Below are 19776 nucleotides of genomic sequence, written 5' to 3'. Positions count from 1 at the left end.
AATTAAATAAGTACAGGGTTAATTCCCTTTAATTTGAATTCAAATCCAAAATAATGGCATATTATGTTATATGATGTGACATAATGCCCACTTTTTTGCATTCATATCGGTTTTCCCATAAAATAATAATTAACCAACTCAAGGGAGTTAGACAATGGATAAAAAGAAACTACTCAAGAAAATGAAGAAAAATAAAAAAATCACCCATAAGCCTTCATACATTGAAAGAATGAAGAAGTACTATGACATGTTCAGTGATTTTTCTGACATTAAATATTTAATCAATAACGTTTTAGAAGCGGACCGATTGTTGCAACAAAACCAATTACCACAGGATTTGCCGGTGTTGTTATTGCCAGACGATATTCAAGATACCATTTTCGCCTACGTGAACGAAAAATACCCAATGGGTGATCCTAAAGGCGACGCCGTCTGGAATCAATTCGTCGACCAATTACCAAAACTAGATCAAGACCTACGTGAATTTCGTGACTATCTAGAAGGACAATACGGTATGTGGGCATACATCTCCGCCCCATTTACCAATGACATTGCCAAGTTCATAAATGGTAAAAAAACTTTGGAAGTAATGGCCGGAAATGGATACATCTCAAAGGGATTACGCGAAAATGGCACCGATGTCATTTGTACCGACAACCTAGCATGGAAGAAGGAAAACGAAACCGGTAAACATCTGGTTACCGACGTAGAATCATTGGATGCAATCGATGCATTCAATAAGTACAAGGACGACATCGACTACATCATCATGTGCTGGTCTCCTGATGGCGTCGATATCGACTGGAAATTATTATCAGCCATCCGTGAATCTGGTAAGGATATTCCACTAATCACCATCGGTGAAAAGTACGGCGCCACCGATTCCAAACAATTCTGGGACAACGCAAAGTTTATAGAAAATGATGACGTTAGGAACTTAAACCGTCACCACAAACCATTTGATTTAATTGAAGATCAACTATACTTAGTAAAATAAAAAGACTAGTTCATATGAACTAGTCTTTTTTGTTGATTAAATTAATTAATTCTCTAATCGGTTCTGAAATACTCTTTTCCTTTGGAGTGACAAGACTCATCTTCAAGAGAGAATGCATATCTTTAATCTTTAGAACATTTAACTTAGATACATCAATCGAATCTAAGTAGGATGTCGTCACAAATGTAATGGCCTTCATCTCTTCAGCAATTCTGATGCAACTTTGATAATTATTCAGTTCAAATTGATAATTTGGTGTAATCAAATGACTAGCAAAATAATCATCAATCATCCCTCTTATAAAATAACCATCCCTAAGTACGGCCATGCCCTTATTTTTTAATTCCATCGATGAAATGAAATCCGCATCATTTTCATCTTCAGAAAAATCTAAAGCTACAATTTCATCATTAAAACTAGCGTGTGTCACTAGTTGAGAATCACTAACGTCTTCATATAACACACCAATGTCGATTTCGTTTTTCTTCAACGCAGATAAAATCATATTGGTTTCCATTTCATGAATCGATATCTTTAGGTTATTAAACTTCTTCTTTAAACGGTGAACATATTTATAGATAAATTGATTACCAGATATCCCAATTTTTAAAGATGCAGAATTGGGATCATCAAACTGACTAACAACTTGATTAAGGGAGTCCACTTCTCTTAGCACCTGTCCAACCTTTAAAGCAATTTGCTTACCCTCTTCAGTCAATTGAATATTGCGACCAGCCTTATTAAAGAGCTTGACACTAAAAGCATTTTCCAACTGCTTAATTTGTTTACTTAACGCCGGTTCACTAATAAGAAGTTCTTCAGCAGCTGTGCGATAGTTCAACTTTTCCGCTAATTTATAGAAATATGATAACTGGTTAAGTGTATAGTTTTCCATCCATATGAACTCCTTTCTTTTAATCGATAACTTCTTGTTATCAATATAGTAACACATTGATAATTGTTGGACCCTTAATTTGGCAATATGATAATAATATTCAATATGCAAAGGGGATATTTTATTATGTATACAGTTTCAGATTACTTAATTGATGTTATTAAATTTATGGGAAACGACCACGTATTCGGTGTTCCCGGTGATTATAACCTAGAATTTTTAGACCACATCGTCGATCGCAATGATATGACATGGGTCGGAAACGCAAACGAACTAAATGCCGCCTACATGGCTGATGGTTACGCTAAAAAAACTGGCTTCGCAGCCCTTGTGACAACCTTTGGCGTTGGTGACTTAAGCTCCGATAACGGTTTGGCAGGTAGTTTAGCAGAAAACGTTCCTGTTCTTTCAATTGTTGGTGCACCCAAAACTGAAAACATGGACCAAAAGTTATTGGTTCACCACACATTCGGTGATGGTGAATTTGAAAAATTCACTAAAATGCATGAAGTGATGGGATTGAAGGTTAAGGACTTAACCGCTCAAAATACAGTCGATGATATTAACGAAATCGTCAAATACATCATTAAAACTGGTAAACCAGCTTATCTAACTCTTCCAATTGATGTCGCTAAAATTCCTGTCAATCCAAGCATCAAAGAATCATTTGCTTCTATCTTCAATAGAGATGAAGAAGTAACCGATTTTAACGACACAATCGCCGAAAGACTTGTTCAAGAAATCAACAATGCCAACTACACATTGGTATTAGTAGGTCACGAATTAAAGAATCGTCAATTGGCTCACTTCATCGAAAGATTTGTTGTTAACAACAATTTATTGTTCACTGACCTAGGACTTGGTAAGTGCGCCTTAAATGAATCATTACCACAATTCATCGGAACATATAGCGGTGCTTTAACAGATGAACCCACAAAGCAAATTGTCGACCAAGCAGATTTAGTAATCAATTTCGGAGCTAAATTAACCGACTTCGTAACATCTATGTTTACACAAAGTTTTACTGAAGAAAAAATCATCAACATTTCAAATGACGACTTTGATTTCTTTGGATCACACAGAGATTTAATTGGTGACTACAGTTTCTACCAAGTTGTTAAAGCAATTAGCGATAAGAAACTTAAAAAACCACTTACAAATACCGTCAAACTAAAACCAGTTTCATCAGCAACACCTTCAGATAAAGTCCTAACACAAGACTTCTATGATAGAGCTGTTATTAACTCCATCAAACCTGGTCAAACAATTGTCGCCGAAAGCGGTACTTCATTCTCAGGTCTATCACCTTTCACCCTTCCAGATAACGTTGATTTCAGTGCTCAACCACTTTGGGCATCTATCGGTTACGCCTTTCCATCAATGATTGGTGGTCAACTAGCCAATAACGATAGTCGCCACATTCTTTCTACCGGTGAAGGTTCACTACAACTTACCATCCAAGAATTAGGTACACTAATCAAACACGACCTACATCCAATCATGTTAGTAATCGATAACAACGGTTACACAGTCGAAAGACTTATTCATGGTATGAAGAAAGCTTACAACGATGTCGCTAAACTAGACTACACCCTAATGCCTCAAGCATTCGGTGCTAAAGAAGATCAATTTATGACATTCGACGTAAATACAGAAACTGACTTAGTTGATGCTTTAAATAAAGCACAATCAACTGAAGATAAATTCGTTTTAATTCAAGTTCATATGGATCAAGAAGACGCACCTTCATCACTAACTAAGATGGGTGAAATGATTCAAAACAAAAATAACTAAATAAAAAAGAGCGTAACTTCAAATGAAGTTACGCTCTTTTTGGCATCTACTAAGTAGACGGATAAGTGGTGTTCACATCACCAACATATCAGACACGCGAATTACGTCCGCATAATGTGTCCCCTTCGAAAATATCGCTTAATCACATCTTGTGAATACAACCGTAGTTGCGCGATCTCCTCGACTCATCGCAACAAGTAGTATAACACATAAGAGTAATTTAGACTATTTTTTCTTGGTAGTCTTTTTAGTAGTTTTCTTCTTAGCAACTGGCTTTTTCTTGTCTGTCTGTTCAGCAGCTTCTTGTTCAATCTTTTGGTTTTCATCGATTGCAGCAAGTTGGTCATTTGCCCACGCACCTAATTTAGCGCTTAAATCAGCGTTGACCGCAAAGTCGTCTTGTGATGATAATTCATCAATACGCATCTTTGAACGGTTCACATCAGGTGATTCTACAAACATGTAGACGTTTAGCGGACAGTTAGTTTCGTCACTCATCATCTTTGAGATATTCTTGATGTATCTGTATGGTAAGTTCACGATGTTGTTTTGTAGGTAAAAACTAATTTCTTCACCCTTTACTTGTAATAAAGCAGAGGCCAAACGACCACTGTTCACTTGTTCTTCCATGAATTCCATCAATGGTTGAAATGCCTTGTCAGTGTCCTTCTTCAAATCTGCTAAAGATACTTCAGCTGAGTAAGTTTCAAAACTTTCAGCAGTTACATCATCGATAAATTTTTGTGCATCCATTTCCATATTATTAAAACACCTATCTTATTTTTTTACGTTCTTTTTGACGATTCTTACGTAGTCGCTTTTAATTTGTTTTGCGGCGATTCGATACCACAATAAGTTCACAATAATTCCTAGCACCGCAAACACTACTGCTAGTACCGAAACATCACTATGGCTTTGGGTCGCAAAGATGAATACGATTCTAATCATTGCTAAAGTATAGATACCCACGACGAATAAAAGGAAGTGGTAAGCTAGACGCCACTTAAGTAAACCACCTATAATTAGAAGTAGATATAATACTGCAGCGACAATAATTGTCTTGATTAGATCTTGGGCATTTTCACCCATTAAAAAATCACATATAATAAACATTACTAGTGATAAGAGACTCCAAAGGCTGATAATCTTTTTATCCATAATGCCCTCCGGTTTAAAATTACTATTTACACCTTATCACAACTCGACTAAATATAGTAACACATTTGACTAAAAGAGGTGAAAAAATGCAAAAATGGGAATATAAACTAACCGTTTCTGAAATCGATGAAGAAACCTCGCTACGAGAATACCTACAAGAGCAATTATTAATCCCTAAGCACCTCATCTTCTCTTTGAGGACCAATGAACGCGTCTTGGTCAATAACAAGTATTTACCCATGAATTTCGCTATTAAAAATGGCGATGAAATCCATCTCACATTTGTTGAGGATGATTTTTCGCTACCAGTACAAAACCTGATTCCTGACGATTCTATCAAACCGGAAATCTTATACGAAGATGCAGATTTATTGGTGGTCAATAAACCACGTGGGTTCAAGACCCACCCTAATCAACCTGGCGAAACCAACACACTATTAAACTTCTGTGAGGCCTACCTAAATCAAAATAATCAGCACGCCTTTATGATTCATCGCTTGGATCAATTCACGTCAGGCGCAATTATCGTGGGTAAGAATCCCGCTGTCGTCCCTATCTTAGTGCGTCTAATCAAGGACAAAATCATCCATCGAAACTATCTGGCTTGGACCGATGGCATCATCAATCCACCAACCGGAACCATCGATAAACCGATTGGTTTTGACCCGAATGATAAACGCAAACGAAAAATTGATGGTATCAAACCGCTTCAGGCTAAAACCGACTATATGGTGCAATCTACCACCAACGAGCATTCTTTAGTCGAATTATCACTGCATACTGGGCGCACCCATCAACTTAGGGTCCATTTAGCATCCATTGGCCACCCAATTGTGGGTGACCCTTTGTATAACCCTAATTCAGATAATGATGATATGTTACTTCATTCCTGGAAGTTAACACTGGTTCGACCTTATTATATGGATCAAATCGAGATTAAGTCGCCATTTCCCGATTCGTTTAAAAAATTTATGTAAACAAAAAGAACCGTATCGAAAGATACGGTTCTTTTCTTTATGGTTTGACCATAAGTAAATCAGATAAATTATCTAATTACTTTAATGGTTTCCATTGCCATTCGTTAACTTCTGGTAAGTCAGTACCAACTTCACGGATGTAAGCGTTGTGCTTGTCAACCATGTCATTCATACGTTGTACGAATGATGCACCCTTAACAGAGTATTCTGGAATGTCGTTTACAACTTCCTTAGCTAGGTCGAAACGATCTAGTTGGTTCAATACACGCATGTCGAATGGTGTAGTGATATCACCGTTTTCACGGTAACCGTGAACGTGAACGTTGTGGTTGTGACGATCGAAGAATACATCCTTAACAAGACCTTCGAATCCGTGGAATGCGAATACAACTGGCTTGTCAGTAGTGAATAGACGGTCAAATTCTTCATCAGTTAAACCACGAGGGTCAACCTTAGGTGAACGTAGTTTCAAGAAGTCAACAACGTTGATGAATCTGATCTTCATTTCTGGGAATTCGTCGTGTAGTAATGAGATAGCAGCTAGTGATTCCCAAGTTGGTTCAGTACCAGCAGCAGCAATAACTACGTCAGGTTCTTGACCTTGGTCAGTTGAAGCCCAGTCGATGTAACCTAAACCATTGTTTACAAGGTTAGTAGCTTCTTCAATTGAGAACCATTGTGGACGTGGGTGTTTTGAAGTAATGATTAAGTTAATCTTTTCTTGGCTGGCGAAAGCAACGTTACCAACAGCTAATAATGTGTTAGCATCAGCTGGTAAGTATTCACGAATGAATTCTGGTTTCTTTTCAGCTAAGTGAGTTAACATACCTGGATCTTGGTGAGTGTAACCATTGTGATCTTGTTGGAATACAGTTGAAGTATCAACAAAGTTCAATGATGGGTACTTCTTTCTCCATGGTTGGTCAGCAGCTTTACGTAACCACTTGAAGTGTTGAGTTAACATTGAGTCAACAACACGACCGAATGATTCGTAAGTTGCGAAGAAACCATGACGACCAGTTAATACGTAACCTTCTAACCAACCTTCAGCTTGGTGTTCTGAAAGTTGTGAATCGATTAAACGACCTGATGGTGATACGTATTGGTCATTTGGTTCCATAACTTCTTCCATCCATTGACGGTTAGTTTCAGCAAACACACCGAATAGACGGTTTGACATTGATTCATCAGGACCAAATGCACGGAAGTTATCTGGGTTAGCTTTCATAACGGCACCTAACCAGTTACTCCATACAGCCATATCTTGGGCTACAGTTTCACCTGGAGTCTTAACGTCAACAGCAAATTCTTTAACGTCTGGTAAGATAAGTGGCTTAGGATCGATACCACCGTTAGTGATAGGGTTAACTGACATTCTTCTGTCACCCTTAGGTGCTAGAGCCTTAATGTCATCCTTGATAGTACCGTCATCGTTAAATAGTTCTTCTGGTTTGTATGACTTCAACCAGTTAACGATTAAGTCAGCGTGTTCCATTTTGTCTGATGAAACATCAACTGGGATTTGGTGAGCACGGAATGAGTTTTCAATTGGGTTACCGTCTAAGTCAAACTTAGGACCAGTCCAACCCTTTGGAGTTCTAACAACGATAACTGGCCATACTGGTTCTTTAGCAGTGTCAGCAGTTTCGTTTTCACGTGCATTCTTTTGTACTTCTTTAATTTCTTGAACAGCTTCGTCCATAACCTTAGCCATCTTTTCGTGGTAAGCCATGTGATCATCGAAGTCTTGTTCGTTTTCAACGAAGTAAGCTTTCCAGCCCATACCCTTGAAGTAGTCAGTAATTTCTTGGTCTGACATACGAGCCATGATAGTTGGGTTAGAAATCTTGAAACCGTTTAAGTTAATGATTGGTAGAACGGCACCATCTTTAACTGGGTTGATAAACTTGTCTGAGAACCAACTTGCAGCTAGAGGGCCAGTTTCTAATTCACCATCACCAATTTCAACAGCGGCAATTACATCAGGGTTATCAAAGATAGCACCAACACCGTGGGCTAGTGAGTAACCTAATTCTCCACCTTCATGAATTGAACCTGGAGTTTCAGGGGCAGCATGTGATGCAACTCCACCAGGGAATGAGAATTGTTTGAATAATTTAGCCATACCCTTTTCATCTTGTGAGATGTTTGGGTAAATGTCTGAGTAACTACCATCAATGTATGAGTTAGATACCATAACTTGGCCACCGTGACCTGAACCTTCAATGTAGAACATGTTTAGGTCATACTTGTTAATAACACGGTTTAAATGTGCGTAAATAAAGTTTTGAGATACGATAGTACCCCAGTGACCAATAGGCTTAACTTTAACATCACTTGATGTTAATTCTCTCTTTAATAATGGGTTATCTTTTAGATATAGTTGACCTACTGATAAGTAGTTAGCAGTACGCCAGTATTTATCTAATTCTTCCAAGTATTGCTTGGAATCGAAATCTTGAGCCATTAATTAACACTCCTTTTAAAATAAAAACTATTGAAATTAATAATGGAAAAATCATCGGACTACGCCCGATAATTTTAATTACAATGAATATAATAAAGACTTTTTACAAAAAGTCAACCTTTTTGCAAATTGATACGGTCCAATTTCTTCATTGCAATTAAACCATTATTACATCGTCATTATTATGAACGATTTTGGGATAATAGTCCAATGATTTTCATAACTTTTTTGTATTAAATTTCTACACCATAACGAAAGTATTGTAGCGCAAATATTGATAGTGCAGACGCATGTTTGATACCTCAAATGGAGTACCGTCATCTAGGAAGAAAATCCCTTCCATGACACCAACTGGTTCGGTTGGTTTTAGATTAAGTAGTTCTTGATCTTGTTCATTCGATGGACTCGCCAATATAGATAGGAATGAACGTGTGACACTCTTGTTGATTGCGTCTTCAACATAATTAAAGATTGACTTTTCAACAATCTCTTGTGTTAGTTCAGGAGCAATCTTAATTGGAATGTATCCTGTTTCTATCATGAACGGTTTGTCATCAAACAAACGAAGTCGTTGAATTTCGTACACGAAATCTCCGTCAGCTAAGAATAAGTCTTGTTGAATTTCCTTGCTGGCAGGAACAACCTTAAAACTCAAAAGCTTAATCTTTGGAACTTTTCCCTGACTCTTCATACTGTCAGTAATCCCTAGGTTAGAACCTTCATAATGAAAAATAGTCTTATTCTTCATAAATAGCGGATTGATAAAAGTTCCTGAACCACGTTTTTTGAAAATAATGCCGTCATCAGCTAACACTTTCAACGCCCGTTTCACTGAACTGCGGCTTACGTGGTATGTCTCACTTAATGTTCGCTCGTCGGGCAAGCGCTTGTTAGGAAATTGGTTATCGACTATCTTTTGCTTTAAGTCGGATGACACTCTCCTGTAAACTAAATCAGCCATTTTCTACTCCTTGCGATTAATTTTCTAAAAATCAGTATAACAGATTTATCACGTTAACTTTGCAAAATTAAAATAAATTCTTTGGATGGGGTTTTCCCACCATCTCATGCTTAACGTGTTGAATCATGTCTGAAATCATCTCTACGACGTGTGGATCGTCGACACCGTATAACACGCTGGTACCGACTTTTTCCTTACAAACAATTTGATACTTATATAGGATACCTAGTTGTTTTGAAACCACGGGTTGATCGAGTTTAGTCTCTTCGCAAATCTGATTAACACTTAATGATTTGTCCGCATCCATCAAGGAAGTAATGATTAAAATTCTGCGCTCATTACTCAATACCTTGTAGATAGCTGCGACTTCCTCAATGATTTTCATTTTATCCTGCATTTAAACATCCCCTAGAACCAAGAAATTACGTGGGCGATTAAACCACTATCAAACAATACATAGATTCCGACACCGATGTAGACAACCTTGGTCAAAATCTCGCCGTATTTTTTCATCAAATCATTGATTGGTTTAATGTTACCTATCCATTTGATAATCAAAATCACTAGAATTGATAAAACAGTTAGGACTGCAATCACTTCCATAATTTGAATCGCACTAATAGTGGATAATACTGGTAAGAATAATGCCAGGTTGCATCCCGAACATACTGATAGGTAAGTAATAAGTGTAATCACAACCGATGACTTGTGGTTCACCTCTTTGGCATCTTCGTCTTCATCTTTCAATGCCATGTAGATAGGGAGAATTCCTAGCAAACCTAATACCCATTCTGGTAGAAAACGGTCTAGGATTTGACCAACACTGAAACTTAGGATTAGTAGTACCCATAGTCCAATTAAATACCCCATCATAACTGAACCTAGTTTATGCTTTTTCAACAATAGAAGGAGGATGAAAAAGAAGTCTAGATTCACCCCTAAAAACGTAATTAAAATTAATAACCAATTCATATCATATTCCCCATTTTATAATATACCTTTTTAGATATATATCATTTTCGGTATATAATACATTAACGTTAATCGGTTGTCAATTCTATGCTAAAATGATTACCGAGGTGATTTTGAAATGGGAAAAAAGAAGAAAAATAAAGTTCATAAGACATTAGTCGAACAAATTCTTGATAAAAATAACATTTCTTATATCCAACACCAATTCGCAACACACGACGAAAATAACGTCGCTCAACTAGAAGTCGAAGAAGACATGGATCAACATCGTATCTACAAGACATTAGTGCTTGAAGGTAAGGAAACTGGTCCAGTTGTTGGCGTGGTGCCCTTGGATCAACATTTAGACGAAAAGAGACTTGCCAAAGAATCTGGCAATAAGAAGGTCAACATGGTTCCACTAAAGGACCTATTGAAGACCACTGGGTATGTCCATGGTGCAAACACACCTGTTGGAATCTATGAAAAGTTCCACTACCCTATCTACATTGATAACGAAGCTAAGCGCCAAGGCCAAATTCTGGTATCATCCGGACAAGTTGGTCGCTCCGTTGAACTAGACGCAACTGATTTAGTTAACTTAGTTCACGGTCACTTCGTTGATATCGTAAAGTAATTACGTATCTAATTAGTGAATGCCTTGCCATTCATCCTTAAATTCCCTCACAAAATCGTGCATATATTGATTACGTCTGTCCGCCATTTCTTTGGCAACTGGCGTATTCATTAAATCAGGTAATTTGAATAACTTTTCATAAAAATGATTAATAACCGTTGTATGCTCACGATATTGACTTTTGTCCATATCATTGCGAGGCATTTGTTCGGGGTCATAGATGGTATCACCAAAGTGACCTCCGAAGTACATAGCTCTGGCAACGCCAATTGCGCCAATCGCATCTAATCGATCGGCGTCTTGGACAATTTGCCCATTAATCGATAGTTCATAGTGATGTTTTAAGTTCGCACTGTAAGACATGTGTGTGATAATATCCATCACTTCATCAATTTGTGCTGAGGTGTAATCCAGTTCTTCCAACTTGGATTGCACCTCTTTTTGTTTGTCATATGTATCATCGACTAACTTATCATCAATCACGTCGTGTAAGTATGCCGCAGTTAAGACAATTAATAAATCAGCGTTTTCTGTTTTTTCACAAATTGTCTTGGCCAATACAACCACTCGTTGAATGTGGGTATAGTCGTGTCCGGTAGTGTCATCACCCAATTGTTGTTCGACGTATTGTTTTAACTTATCAATAGTTTCCATGCCAAGTCCCCCGTTTTTTCTTATTATTATAATCTAAACAAAAAACATCCTACAAACGTAGGATGCTTTTTTATTATTCATAAATCATATCTTCAAAGATTTCATTGGCAATCAAACGGTTAACAATAGTGTCAGCAATTGAACTTAATAGTTGTTCAATTTCTGAATCATTGTTAGCAACTGACTTGCCGTCTGCGATATGGTGTAGCTTTTGAACCAACATTTCAATGAATTCATCATAGGCTTGTTTAGGAAATTGTTGCTTAGTAATTTCGTCAATTCCACGTCTGATGTCCTTAATTGAAAAGACTGGTTTCAATAAACTGATAATTATAATGTCTGCCACGTGGACAGTTTGATATTTCTTTTTAACCGGCGCAAATGTCGCCTTGTTTTTTACGTAATTATTAACCATGGACTTAGTTACAGTATCCATCCCTAGTGGTCCAATCGCCTCGTTGACAACGGCCACCAGCTGATCCATGTATAAATCAAACTTAGGAAGTTCTTCCCATTTTGGCAAAGTAACTTCTTTCATTTGGTCCTGCCACTTGGTATATTTGCTGTTCATTAGATCACCTCAATGTCATTATTATACCACATCAAGTAGTTTTATATACTAGCTTAAATGGAGTCGTCAAATTTTTCTGGATTAATCTTAATCAAGATGCGACGAACAACTGATGACATCACGATAAATACCGGTACAGCAGTCACAACGACTAGGGCTGCTGGAATGAAGATTGGCATCGTAAATACATCCACCAGTGAAAATACCGATGGAAAGAATAAGAAGATGGCCGCAAATATTACGATTGATGGCACAATGATGGATAACTTCACCTTGTTGAGTGGACGTGATGCCTTAAACAAGGCAATCCAGTAGATGAATCCGGTAACCAAGACACTGATTGTCGCTCTTTGAACGAAACCAAAGTGGCATGCTTTTCCAATGTAAATAATTAACACGACGTAACCCACAATCGTCATCGCTGCGGGCAACGAAATGTTGTATATCTTGGCACTAAACTGGTTGGTAACCCTTTGATAGTTAGGTGCCAATGCCAATAGGAATGATGGTAGTCCAACCATAAAGGTGTTGATTGGTGTCAATTGGATTGGTTGGAATGGATAGCTATGAATGCTAAACATAAACAAGATGGTTAATGACAATGAGAACATCGTTTTAATCAAGTAAAGCGAAGCCACACTTCCGATGTTATTGATAACACGGCGTCCTTCGGCTAGGACATCGATCATCGCTGAGAAGTTTGAGTTAATCAAAACGAAGTCGGCAATTCCCTTGGTGCTTTCACTACCGGAAGCCATCGCAATTCCACAGTTAGCTTGTTTCATTGCCAACATATCGTTAACACCGTCTCCAGTCATAGCAACGGTATTGCCGTTTAATTGATATGAACGGATTAGGTGTTTCTTTTGTTGTGGGGTCACACGACCAAAGACCGCATTGTCCTTTACCAATTCTTGGTAATCGGCATCAAAAGGAACTTCAGTCATATCGACAATCTTGTCACTATCATTTAGCCCGACACGTTTGGCGATTGCACTAACGGTCTTTGGATCATCACCTGAAATCACCTTCAAACTAACTCCCTGTTCAACGAAGTATTGAAGAGTGCTCTTCGCATCCGGTCTGATTTCATCACTGATTAAAATTAAACCTAGTAGTTCCGCATCGTCTAGGTCTTCAGTTAATTCCTTGTGACTTTGTAGCAATGCCAAGACACGGTATCCTTGGTTAGCATAGTCGCTAATGGTGTCTGAAACTTCTTTACCCATGTTTTCGATAATGAACTGAGGTGCACCCATGATGAAGTTACCTTCATCAGTGTCGACCCCACTCCACTTCTTGTCGGAAGAAAATGGAAAACTTTTTAGGACATGCACGTTAGGATTTTCGATTGCTTGCTTGATAGCTGAAGATGTTTCGTTATCGTCTTCAAATGCATATACCAAACTACCTAAGACGTGTTTTAATTCATCCTTGGAATGGTTGTTAAAAGGTAGTACGTCTTCAAACTTGAGTTTGCCAGATGTAATCGTCCCGGTCTTATCCAAACAGATGGTATCAACACGCGCCAACGTTTCAATCGCTGGTAGTTCACGCACTAAGACCTTGTGGCGCGCCAACTTAGCAGCTGAAACCGCCAGGGTAACTGATGACAATAGAACAAGCCCTTCCGGAATCATCCCAATCATTGCAGCAACGGTTCCCAGCATCGCTTGGTCGATGTCATCCCCGCGCATAATCTTGGTGTACAACAATAATGCACCTAATGGCACAATCACAAAGGTTAGCCATTTAATAATCTTGTTGATGGTCTTTAACATCCTGCTGTCGGAATCCTTCTTGGTACGACTAACTTCGAATTCCATTCTATTAACGAATGTATCCTCACCGACTTCGGTCGCCACAATTCTGGCACTACCGCTTAAAACGACACTACCAGAAGTAATGGCGTCACCATGATTTTTTTCAATCGAATTGGTTTCGCCGGTGATTTGTGATTCGTCAACTTGAAGCGAGTCTGAGGTTAAGACCTTTCCATCGATGGGAATTTGGTCCCCGTGTCCGATTAATAAGACGTCCCCTAAGACGATATGGTCATCTTCGACTTCTTTGATTTGGCCGTCGCGCACGACTCTAATCAAACCTTGAGACAAGATGGCCATCTTATCTAATTGGCGTTTGGATCTGATTTCTTGGATACTTCCGATGATGGTGTTAGAAACCGCAATCACTAGAAACAATAGGTTTTTGTAGTCGCCAGTGTAAAAAACCATTGCTGCCAAAACGATATTGATAAAGTTAAATAATGTGAATGCATTTCCTTGTAAAATTTGTGGAATGGTCTTGGTAAAACCCTTCCGTTTGGTGTTATGCAAGCCTTGATCATATAGACGTTTGGCTTGTTTGGTAGTCAGTCCCCTTTGACTGTCAATTCGTGATTGCAAAAAGACACCCCTAACATGTAAAAAATTTGATTTATCTGGTTTTTATGGACTATCATTAATCGTGGTACTTAAATAATCAAAGGAGGCCGTTATTATGCCTAACTCAATTAAAGATACCGTCAAGCTAAGAGATGGAAACCAAATGCCTGTAGAAGGCTTTGGAACCTACAAATTAGCTGATCAAGATAGCATGGATGCAGCAATTAAGTCCGCATATGAGGCTGGATATCGATTATTCGATACTGCACAATTCTATAATAATGAAGAACTACTAGGTAATTCAATTAAAAAGCTACAAATTAACAGAAATGAAATATTTATTACCACTAAAATCCCAGAACCAAAGCAAGGTTACCAATCAACTTTAGACGCGATTGATGAATCACTTGCCAAACTACAAACTGACTACATCGACTTATTACTAGTTCACTGGCCAGTTCGTTCACACTTCTTTGAAACTTGGCGAGCTTTTGAAGACGCCAAGAAAGCCGGTAAGGTCAAGTCAATTGGGGTAAGTAACTACCACCAAACTCATTTGGATTTACTAAAGACTAAGGCTAACGAAATGCCAGTCGTAAACCAAATCGAAGTGCACCCTTACCTAAGCCAAAAATCAATGCTAAAGGCCAATGAAGACGAAGGAATCGTAACTCAAGCATGGAGTCCAATGGGTCGTGGTGCTACTCTAAACGATGACACCATCCAAGAAATTGCTAAGGCTCATGGTAAATCCAGTGCACAAATCATCTTAAGATGGCACTTACAAAACGGTGTCACAATCATTCCTAAGTCCAGCACTCCACAAAGAGTTGCCGAAAATGCTGATTTGTATGATTTTGAATTATCAGACCACGAAATGAAGCTAATTGACGACTTAAATCAAGACTTCCGTACTGGTGACGATCCAGAAGTTGTTTACGAAATTGAACACCAATACCCTCGTCACAAGTAAAAAAAATTAGTAAGTAATTGTACTAAGTGTATAATTACTTACTAACAATACATATTAAGGAGTTTTGGTTATGGGTTATATAATTGTCGCTTTGCTAGCAATGGGAATTTTCCTAGGATTTGGTTACGTGATTGTCTACGGTTGTCTATTCATCGTTTGGCTAATCAGTTTGTTCTTCGATCGTGATGAACGAAGAAGAGCAAATGAAGAAACAGAAAGAAGTACCGAAAGATTTCGTCAAATGACTGAACAACTTAAAGCTGAAAATGAAGAAATGCGTCAAAGAACAGAACAACTAAAGGCAGAAAACCAACGCAAGCGAGAAGAAATCGCCCGCAGTCAAAATAAAAATTAATAACCAACATATACACAAAAAAGACGCCCAAATGGCGCCTTTTTTCTGTGCATTTAACTCCCCTTGATACGAACATTTTTTGTAGTTCCTTGAAAAAAAGTTCAAATTTTATTGTTGACAGTCAAATTTTTTTGGTCTATCCTTAAAAGCAACTTGAAAGTAGTAATTCAAATCGACATGTTAAGCGAGTATCTGATTTAGTGAAACGAGATACCTTGTCCTTGAACGAAGGCAGTCAAGATTTATCAATTGAATCGAAATCTTAATGCGCATTAAGAACCAGAGGTATCAAGTGTGAGCTTGATATAAAACTAAGGTGGAACAGTGTTACGACGCCCTTGTACGAAAGTACAAGGGCGTTTTTTATTTACCAAAAAGGAGAATAAATTATGTACGATTTTTCAAAAGAAGATCCAGAAATTTTCAAAGCGATTGAACACGAAAATGATCGCCAAGATAACGTAATTGAATTAATTGCATCAGAAAACATTGCATCCAAGGCTGTTTGCGCGGCTCAAGGTTCTGTATTAACTAATAAATACGCAGTAGGATATCCCGGCAAACGTGTCTACACTGGGAACGAAGCAATCGATGAAATCGACAAGATTGCCAAGAAGCGTGCGGAAGAATTATTCCATGCAGAATATGCAAATGTTCACCCTCACTCAGGAAGCCAAGCTAACCAAGCCGTCTATGCAGCCTTCTTACAACCCGGCGATAGAATTCTTGCAATGAGCGAACATGCTGGTGGTCACTTCACTCACGGTCAAAAACATAACTTCTCCGGTCAACTTTATGAATCACATTTCTACGGCGTTGACCCTAAAACAGAACTACTAGATTTTGAAAACATTCGCCAAATTGCTTTAGAAGTAAAACCAAAACTAATCATTGCTGGTGCATCAGCATACAGTCACATCATCTATTGGGACGAATTTAGAAAGATTGCTGACGAAGTCGGTGCCATCCTAATGGTCGACATGGCTCACATCGCTGGTCTAGTCGCTGCCGGTGTTCACCCTAACCCAGTCGAAGTTGCAGATGTTGTTACTACCACTACCCACAAAACATTACGTGGACCACGTGGTGGTATGATCTTAGCCAAAGCCAAGTATGCAGATAAGTTAGACTATGCAGTCTTTCCAATCTCACAAAGTGGTGCTTTGGAACACGTTATCGCTGCCAAGGCCGTTGCTTTAGGTGAAGCATTAAAACCAGAATTCCATTACTACGCCAAAAACGTAATCAAAAACGCTAAGGCCATGGCCATGGTATTCAATCAAGACGAAAAGATTCGTGTCGTATCAGGTGATACTGAAAACCACGAAATGACATTGGATTTAAATGCCGTCGGTTTAACCGGTGATCAAGCAGCTGAACTACTTTACTCAGTTGGTATCGCCACTAACAAGGAACTACTACCTCTAGAAGATGGTGATACTATGGAAGGAATTCGTATCGGTACCCCTACTATCACTAGTCGAAACTTTAATGAAGAAGAAGCTTCTAAGGTAGCAACCATCATTGTGGATGTATTAAACCACCCTGGTCATCAAAACATCTTAGACGATGCTAAGCAACAAGTGCATGACCTAGTCGTTAAACATCCCATTACCAGATAAATATGTAAAATAAAAAAAGACCTTCTTGAGAGAGAGCGGTCTTTTTTGAGAGAGATAAGAAAATATAAATGTATTAACGAGATGAGAGGTCTCATTAATATAATAAATATGAGTTAACTGATCGCCTTTATGCGAACAACTGTTCTTATTATATATGACGATCTAAAAAAACACAAGAATTAATATAAAATAAAAATATGGTATAAGCAAGGGTATATAACATATTTGTATAATTTTTAATTAGATATTAATTATTTACAAATATATCTCTCTTTTAAATCCAATCTAATATAAACCTAGAATAACGGTAAATCGTTGATGTCATCAATGATTTGATCACTATATTGTTCAATGCCACTGTTTTCTAATTTTACATCTTCATCAGAAAGTAAATCAGAATCAATCCACCATGATTTTAGTTTATCGATATCGTGTGGTTGAATTTTTTGTTCGTTATACTTCACTGTTTGTTCGAACGAATCGTTAAAATAGTAAACTAATTGTTGGCTACCAAAGTCTTCGATTAATTCATTTAGCATTTCGCCATACACATCCATGGGTAGTACCCCATCTAAGATGACATAATGGAAATGTTTTTTACCATAGTTAACTAACTTTTGAATCATTTGAATTTGCGTGCCGGCATGTTCCTCAGTGATATCTTGTTGAACCAACATTACGTCGGTGGTTCCTAATCTTTCTTGTAGAGATGAGGCAACACTGGTCTTGCCAGTCGCTGCGTTTCCCCTAAGCACAATTAATACGGGATCCATGTTTTCCTCCGTTTTCAATAATTAATGTATCTATTATAAACTTTTTTCTACTATAATATAGGTGTTTAAAATAATTTGTACTTTCAAAGGAGCTGTTTATTATCAAACGTCTTAATAAATAATTCTCTGGAAGATTTATCAGGAATAAACTAGCAATACACTTAAGTATTGCGAAAGCATATTAATTGGGAGAAATAAATGAAAAAGATACTATTATACAATGGCTTTTCTAACATAATGTTAGAAGTCATTGTTTGGATGATTTATTTAAAAAATCAAGGCTGGTCTATTGCTGAAATAGCCTTATTAGAAGGCCTATTTACAATTTCACAAGCTATATTTGAATTTCCCTCCGGAATAATTTCGGATAGAATTGGTCATAAAAATGCTTTAATATTAGGAGAACTTGTATGTTTATTGTATTTGATTACGTTCTTCTTTGCTAATATTCACATCCTGGTTTATTTAGGATTTATATTATTCGCATTAGGATTGTCATTGATTTCAGGATCAGATGTTTCCATCTTGTATGAATCTGTTGATAAAAATGAAAAACAAAAATATTTAAAGTATTTAGGATACTTTAACTTCATAGGTATTTTATCCATGGCACTTGGTAATGCATTTGGTGGATGGATTGCGAGTTATTCGTGGTCATTAATGTTTATAATATCAATTATTATCAGAATAATATCGGCCATTATTATCTTAAGTATTAATAAAAATGATATTAAATCTGCTAGTAGTGATGATACATTTAAAAGTGTAATTAAAACATTTATATCATTTTTATCTAAAGAAAAAGATTTCAGATGGATTGTATTGTCGATGAGTTTTTCATCTGCAGCAATCACTATAAGTTATCAATACGGTCCATTAATTATGAAAACTTTTGATATTTCTACACAAATAATATCTACAGTATTTGGAAGTATATCCTTGGTAGCTGCTGTATTGGTTTTAATTTTATATAAAATAACAAAATATATATCTGAAGATAAATTAATATTGTTGTTACAAATATTTAGTTTAGGTATCTTTTCATTCTTTTTAAGTGGCAATATGATTTTTATTTTGTTTGGATTAATTATAGTTAATATAATGTTTGAAATGTGGAACATACTATTTGAAAACAAAATACAAGAATTGGCTTATGATAATACAAGAGCATCTGCAATATCAATGGCCAATCTATGTGAATCATTAATTTTAACTCTAGGATCATATTTTATTAGTATATTTTCAAAAATTACATCTTTGATAAATATTGTTAGCTTTTTAGGAATGATTTTATTGTCTATATCATTAGTAGGAATTCTTATATATACGAGAAATCGAGTTAAAGTAAATAAAAACAAAAAATAAAAGCAGCAGGCATTTCGCCTACTGCTTTTATTTATTTTCATATTCAGCTAAAACTTTTTTCCATTCAGCTACGTGTTCTGGTGTATCGGGCTTTGGCATTAACATGTAGTTAAACTTGATATCTTCAATATCATCAGTTGAAGTTACTTGTTCAACAAGTGGACGTAACTTCCAACCTAACATAGGATTAATCATTTTTGATGTATCCATGAAAACATCCCCCTTTGCTTTTGACACCATTA

At 37.1% G+C, this 19776-nt stretch carries 20 protein-coding genes; 8 read left to right on the top strand and 12 right to left on the bottom strand.

What is annotated here, in order from left to right; all coding sequences use genetic code 11:
- The first annotated feature begins 154 nt into the window (after positions 1-154).
- Positions 155-997: an SAM-dependent methyltransferase gene (locus RZ55_RS00830; RefSeq protein ID WP_053792387.1), complete on the top strand. Its 843-nt coding sequence runs from the start codon at positions 155-157 to the stop codon at positions 995-997.
- 19 nt (positions 998-1016) lie between these two features.
- Here the strand turns inward: RZ55_RS00830 and RZ55_RS00825 are convergent, their stop codons facing one another.
- On the bottom strand, positions 1017-1892 hold the full coding sequence (locus tag RZ55_RS00825; RefSeq protein WP_053792386.1) for a LysR family transcriptional regulator: 876 nt from the start codon (positions 1890-1892) through the stop codon (positions 1017-1019).
- A gap of 126 nt (positions 1893-2018) precedes the next feature.
- Between RZ55_RS00825 and RZ55_RS00820 the strand changes: the two genes are divergently transcribed.
- Entirely contained in the window at positions 2019-3686 is a 1668-nt protein-coding gene (locus tag RZ55_RS00820; protein WP_057175489.1) for an alpha-keto acid decarboxylase family protein, read from the top strand.
- A 225-nt stretch (positions 3687-3911) separates the two neighbouring features.
- Here RZ55_RS00820 and RZ55_RS00815 read toward each other — a convergent pair whose 3' ends face one another.
- Positions 3912-4445 (bottom strand): hypothetical protein, encoded by a 534-nt coding sequence (locus RZ55_RS00815; RefSeq protein ID WP_053792384.1) that lies wholly within the window; start codon positions 4443-4445, stop codon positions 3912-3914.
- Positions 4446-4463: 18 nt separating this feature from the next.
- Complete coding sequence (locus tag RZ55_RS00810) at positions 4464-4844, bottom strand: hypothetical protein (protein ID WP_053792383.1); 381 nt, start codon at positions 4842-4844, stop codon at positions 4464-4466.
- 86 nt (positions 4845-4930) lie between these two features.
- Between RZ55_RS00810 and RZ55_RS00805 the strand changes: the two genes are divergently transcribed.
- Positions 4931-5821: an RluA family pseudouridine synthase gene (locus RZ55_RS00805; RefSeq protein WP_053792382.1), complete on the top strand. Its 891-nt coding sequence runs from the start codon at positions 4931-4933 to the stop codon at positions 5819-5821.
- Between the two features lie 76 nt (positions 5822-5897).
- Here RZ55_RS00805 and RZ55_RS00800 read toward each other — a convergent pair whose 3' ends face one another.
- The 4 genes from RZ55_RS00800 to RZ55_RS00785 all read right to left on the bottom strand — a co-directional run bounded on the left by RZ55_RS00800 (position 5898) and on the right by RZ55_RS00785 (position 10221).
- On the bottom strand, positions 5898-8288 hold the full coding sequence (locus RZ55_RS00800) for a phosphoketolase family protein (RefSeq protein ID WP_053792381.1): 2391 nt from the start codon (positions 8286-8288) through the stop codon (positions 5898-5900).
- Between the two features lie 241 nt (positions 8289-8529).
- Complete coding sequence (locus tag RZ55_RS00795) at positions 8530-9249, bottom strand: GntR family transcriptional regulator (protein ID WP_034534115.1); 720 nt, start codon at positions 9247-9249, stop codon at positions 8530-8532.
- A gap of 67 nt (positions 9250-9316) precedes the next feature.
- Complete coding sequence (locus RZ55_RS00790) at positions 9317-9646, bottom strand: ArsR/SmtB family transcription factor (RefSeq protein ID WP_034534118.1); 330 nt, start codon at positions 9644-9646, stop codon at positions 9317-9319.
- Between the two features lie 11 nt (positions 9647-9657).
- On the bottom strand, positions 9658-10221 hold the full coding sequence (locus tag RZ55_RS00785; protein WP_057175488.1) for a cadmium resistance transporter: 564 nt from the start codon (positions 10219-10221) through the stop codon (positions 9658-9660).
- Positions 10222-10339: 118 nt separating this feature from the next.
- Here RZ55_RS00785 and RZ55_RS00780 point away from each other — a divergent pair, with 118 nt between their 5' ends.
- Entirely contained in the window at positions 10340-10837 is a 498-nt protein-coding gene (locus tag RZ55_RS00780) for an aminoacyl-tRNA deacylase (protein WP_034530987.1), read from the top strand.
- A gap of 12 nt (positions 10838-10849) precedes the next feature.
- Here the strand turns inward: RZ55_RS00780 and RZ55_RS00775 are convergent, their stop codons facing one another.
- The 3 genes from RZ55_RS00775 to RZ55_RS00765 all read right to left on the bottom strand — a co-directional run bounded on the left by RZ55_RS00775 (position 10850) and on the right by RZ55_RS00765 (position 14467).
- Complete coding sequence (locus tag RZ55_RS00775; RefSeq protein ID WP_054482802.1) at positions 10850-11491, bottom strand: HD domain-containing protein; 642 nt, start codon at positions 11489-11491, stop codon at positions 10850-10852.
- A gap of 73 nt (positions 11492-11564) precedes the next feature.
- Positions 11565-12062: a DUF1836 domain-containing protein gene (locus RZ55_RS00770; protein ID WP_034530989.1), complete on the bottom strand. Its 498-nt coding sequence runs from the start codon at positions 12060-12062 to the stop codon at positions 11565-11567.
- Positions 12063-12115: 53 nt separating this feature from the next.
- Positions 12116-14467, bottom strand: coding sequence for an HAD-IC family P-type ATPase (locus RZ55_RS00765; protein ID WP_057175487.1), 2352 nt, complete (start codon positions 14465-14467; stop codon positions 12116-12118).
- Positions 14468-14561: 94 nt separating this feature from the next.
- Here RZ55_RS00765 and RZ55_RS00760 point away from each other — a divergent pair, with 94 nt between their 5' ends.
- The 3 genes from RZ55_RS00760 (at position 14562) to glyA (ending at position 17396) form a co-directional block, all read left to right on the top strand.
- Positions 14562-15419 (top strand): aldo/keto reductase, encoded by an 858-nt coding sequence (locus tag RZ55_RS00760; RefSeq protein ID WP_034534125.1) that lies wholly within the window; start codon positions 14562-14564, stop codon positions 15417-15419.
- A gap of 70 nt (positions 15420-15489) precedes the next feature.
- The gene (locus RZ55_RS00755) at positions 15490-15774 is read left to right on the top strand and encodes a hypothetical protein (RefSeq protein WP_034530993.1); all 285 of its coding nucleotides are present in this window, start codon (positions 15490-15492) and stop codon (positions 15772-15774) included.
- A gap of 389 nt (positions 15775-16163) precedes the next feature.
- On the top strand, positions 16164-17396 hold the full coding sequence (gene glyA, locus RZ55_RS00750) for a serine hydroxymethyltransferase (RefSeq protein WP_057175486.1): 1233 nt from the start codon (positions 16164-16166) through the stop codon (positions 17394-17396).
- 296 nt (positions 17397-17692) lie between these two features.
- On the opposite strand, the gene RZ55_RS00745 is transcribed toward glyA, so the two are convergent.
- Positions 17693-18169, bottom strand: coding sequence for a kinase (locus tag RZ55_RS00745; protein WP_053792374.1), 477 nt, complete (start codon positions 18167-18169; stop codon positions 17693-17695).
- 198 nt (positions 18170-18367) lie between these two features.
- Between RZ55_RS00745 and RZ55_RS00740 the strand changes: the two genes are divergently transcribed.
- Entirely contained in the window at positions 18368-19534 is a 1167-nt protein-coding gene (locus RZ55_RS00740) for an MFS transporter (protein ID WP_057175485.1), read from the top strand.
- 27 nt (positions 19535-19561) lie between these two features.
- On the opposite strand, the gene RZ55_RS00735 is transcribed toward RZ55_RS00740, so the two are convergent.
- The gene (locus tag RZ55_RS00735) at positions 19562-19744 is read right to left on the bottom strand and encodes a hypothetical protein (protein WP_034530997.1); all 183 of its coding nucleotides are present in this window, start codon (positions 19742-19744) and stop codon (positions 19562-19564) included.
- Between the last annotated feature and the right edge of the window lie 32 nt (positions 19745-19776).

It is taken from the genome of Apilactobacillus kunkeei (genome assembly GCF_001421115.1).
In the GTDB taxonomy this organism is placed as follows: Bacteria; Bacillota; Bacilli; order Lactobacillales; family Lactobacillaceae; genus Apilactobacillus; species Apilactobacillus kunkeei_F.
The sequence above is the reverse complement of the archived record's forward strand: the minus strand, read 5'-3'. Positions and strand labels throughout refer to the sequence as shown.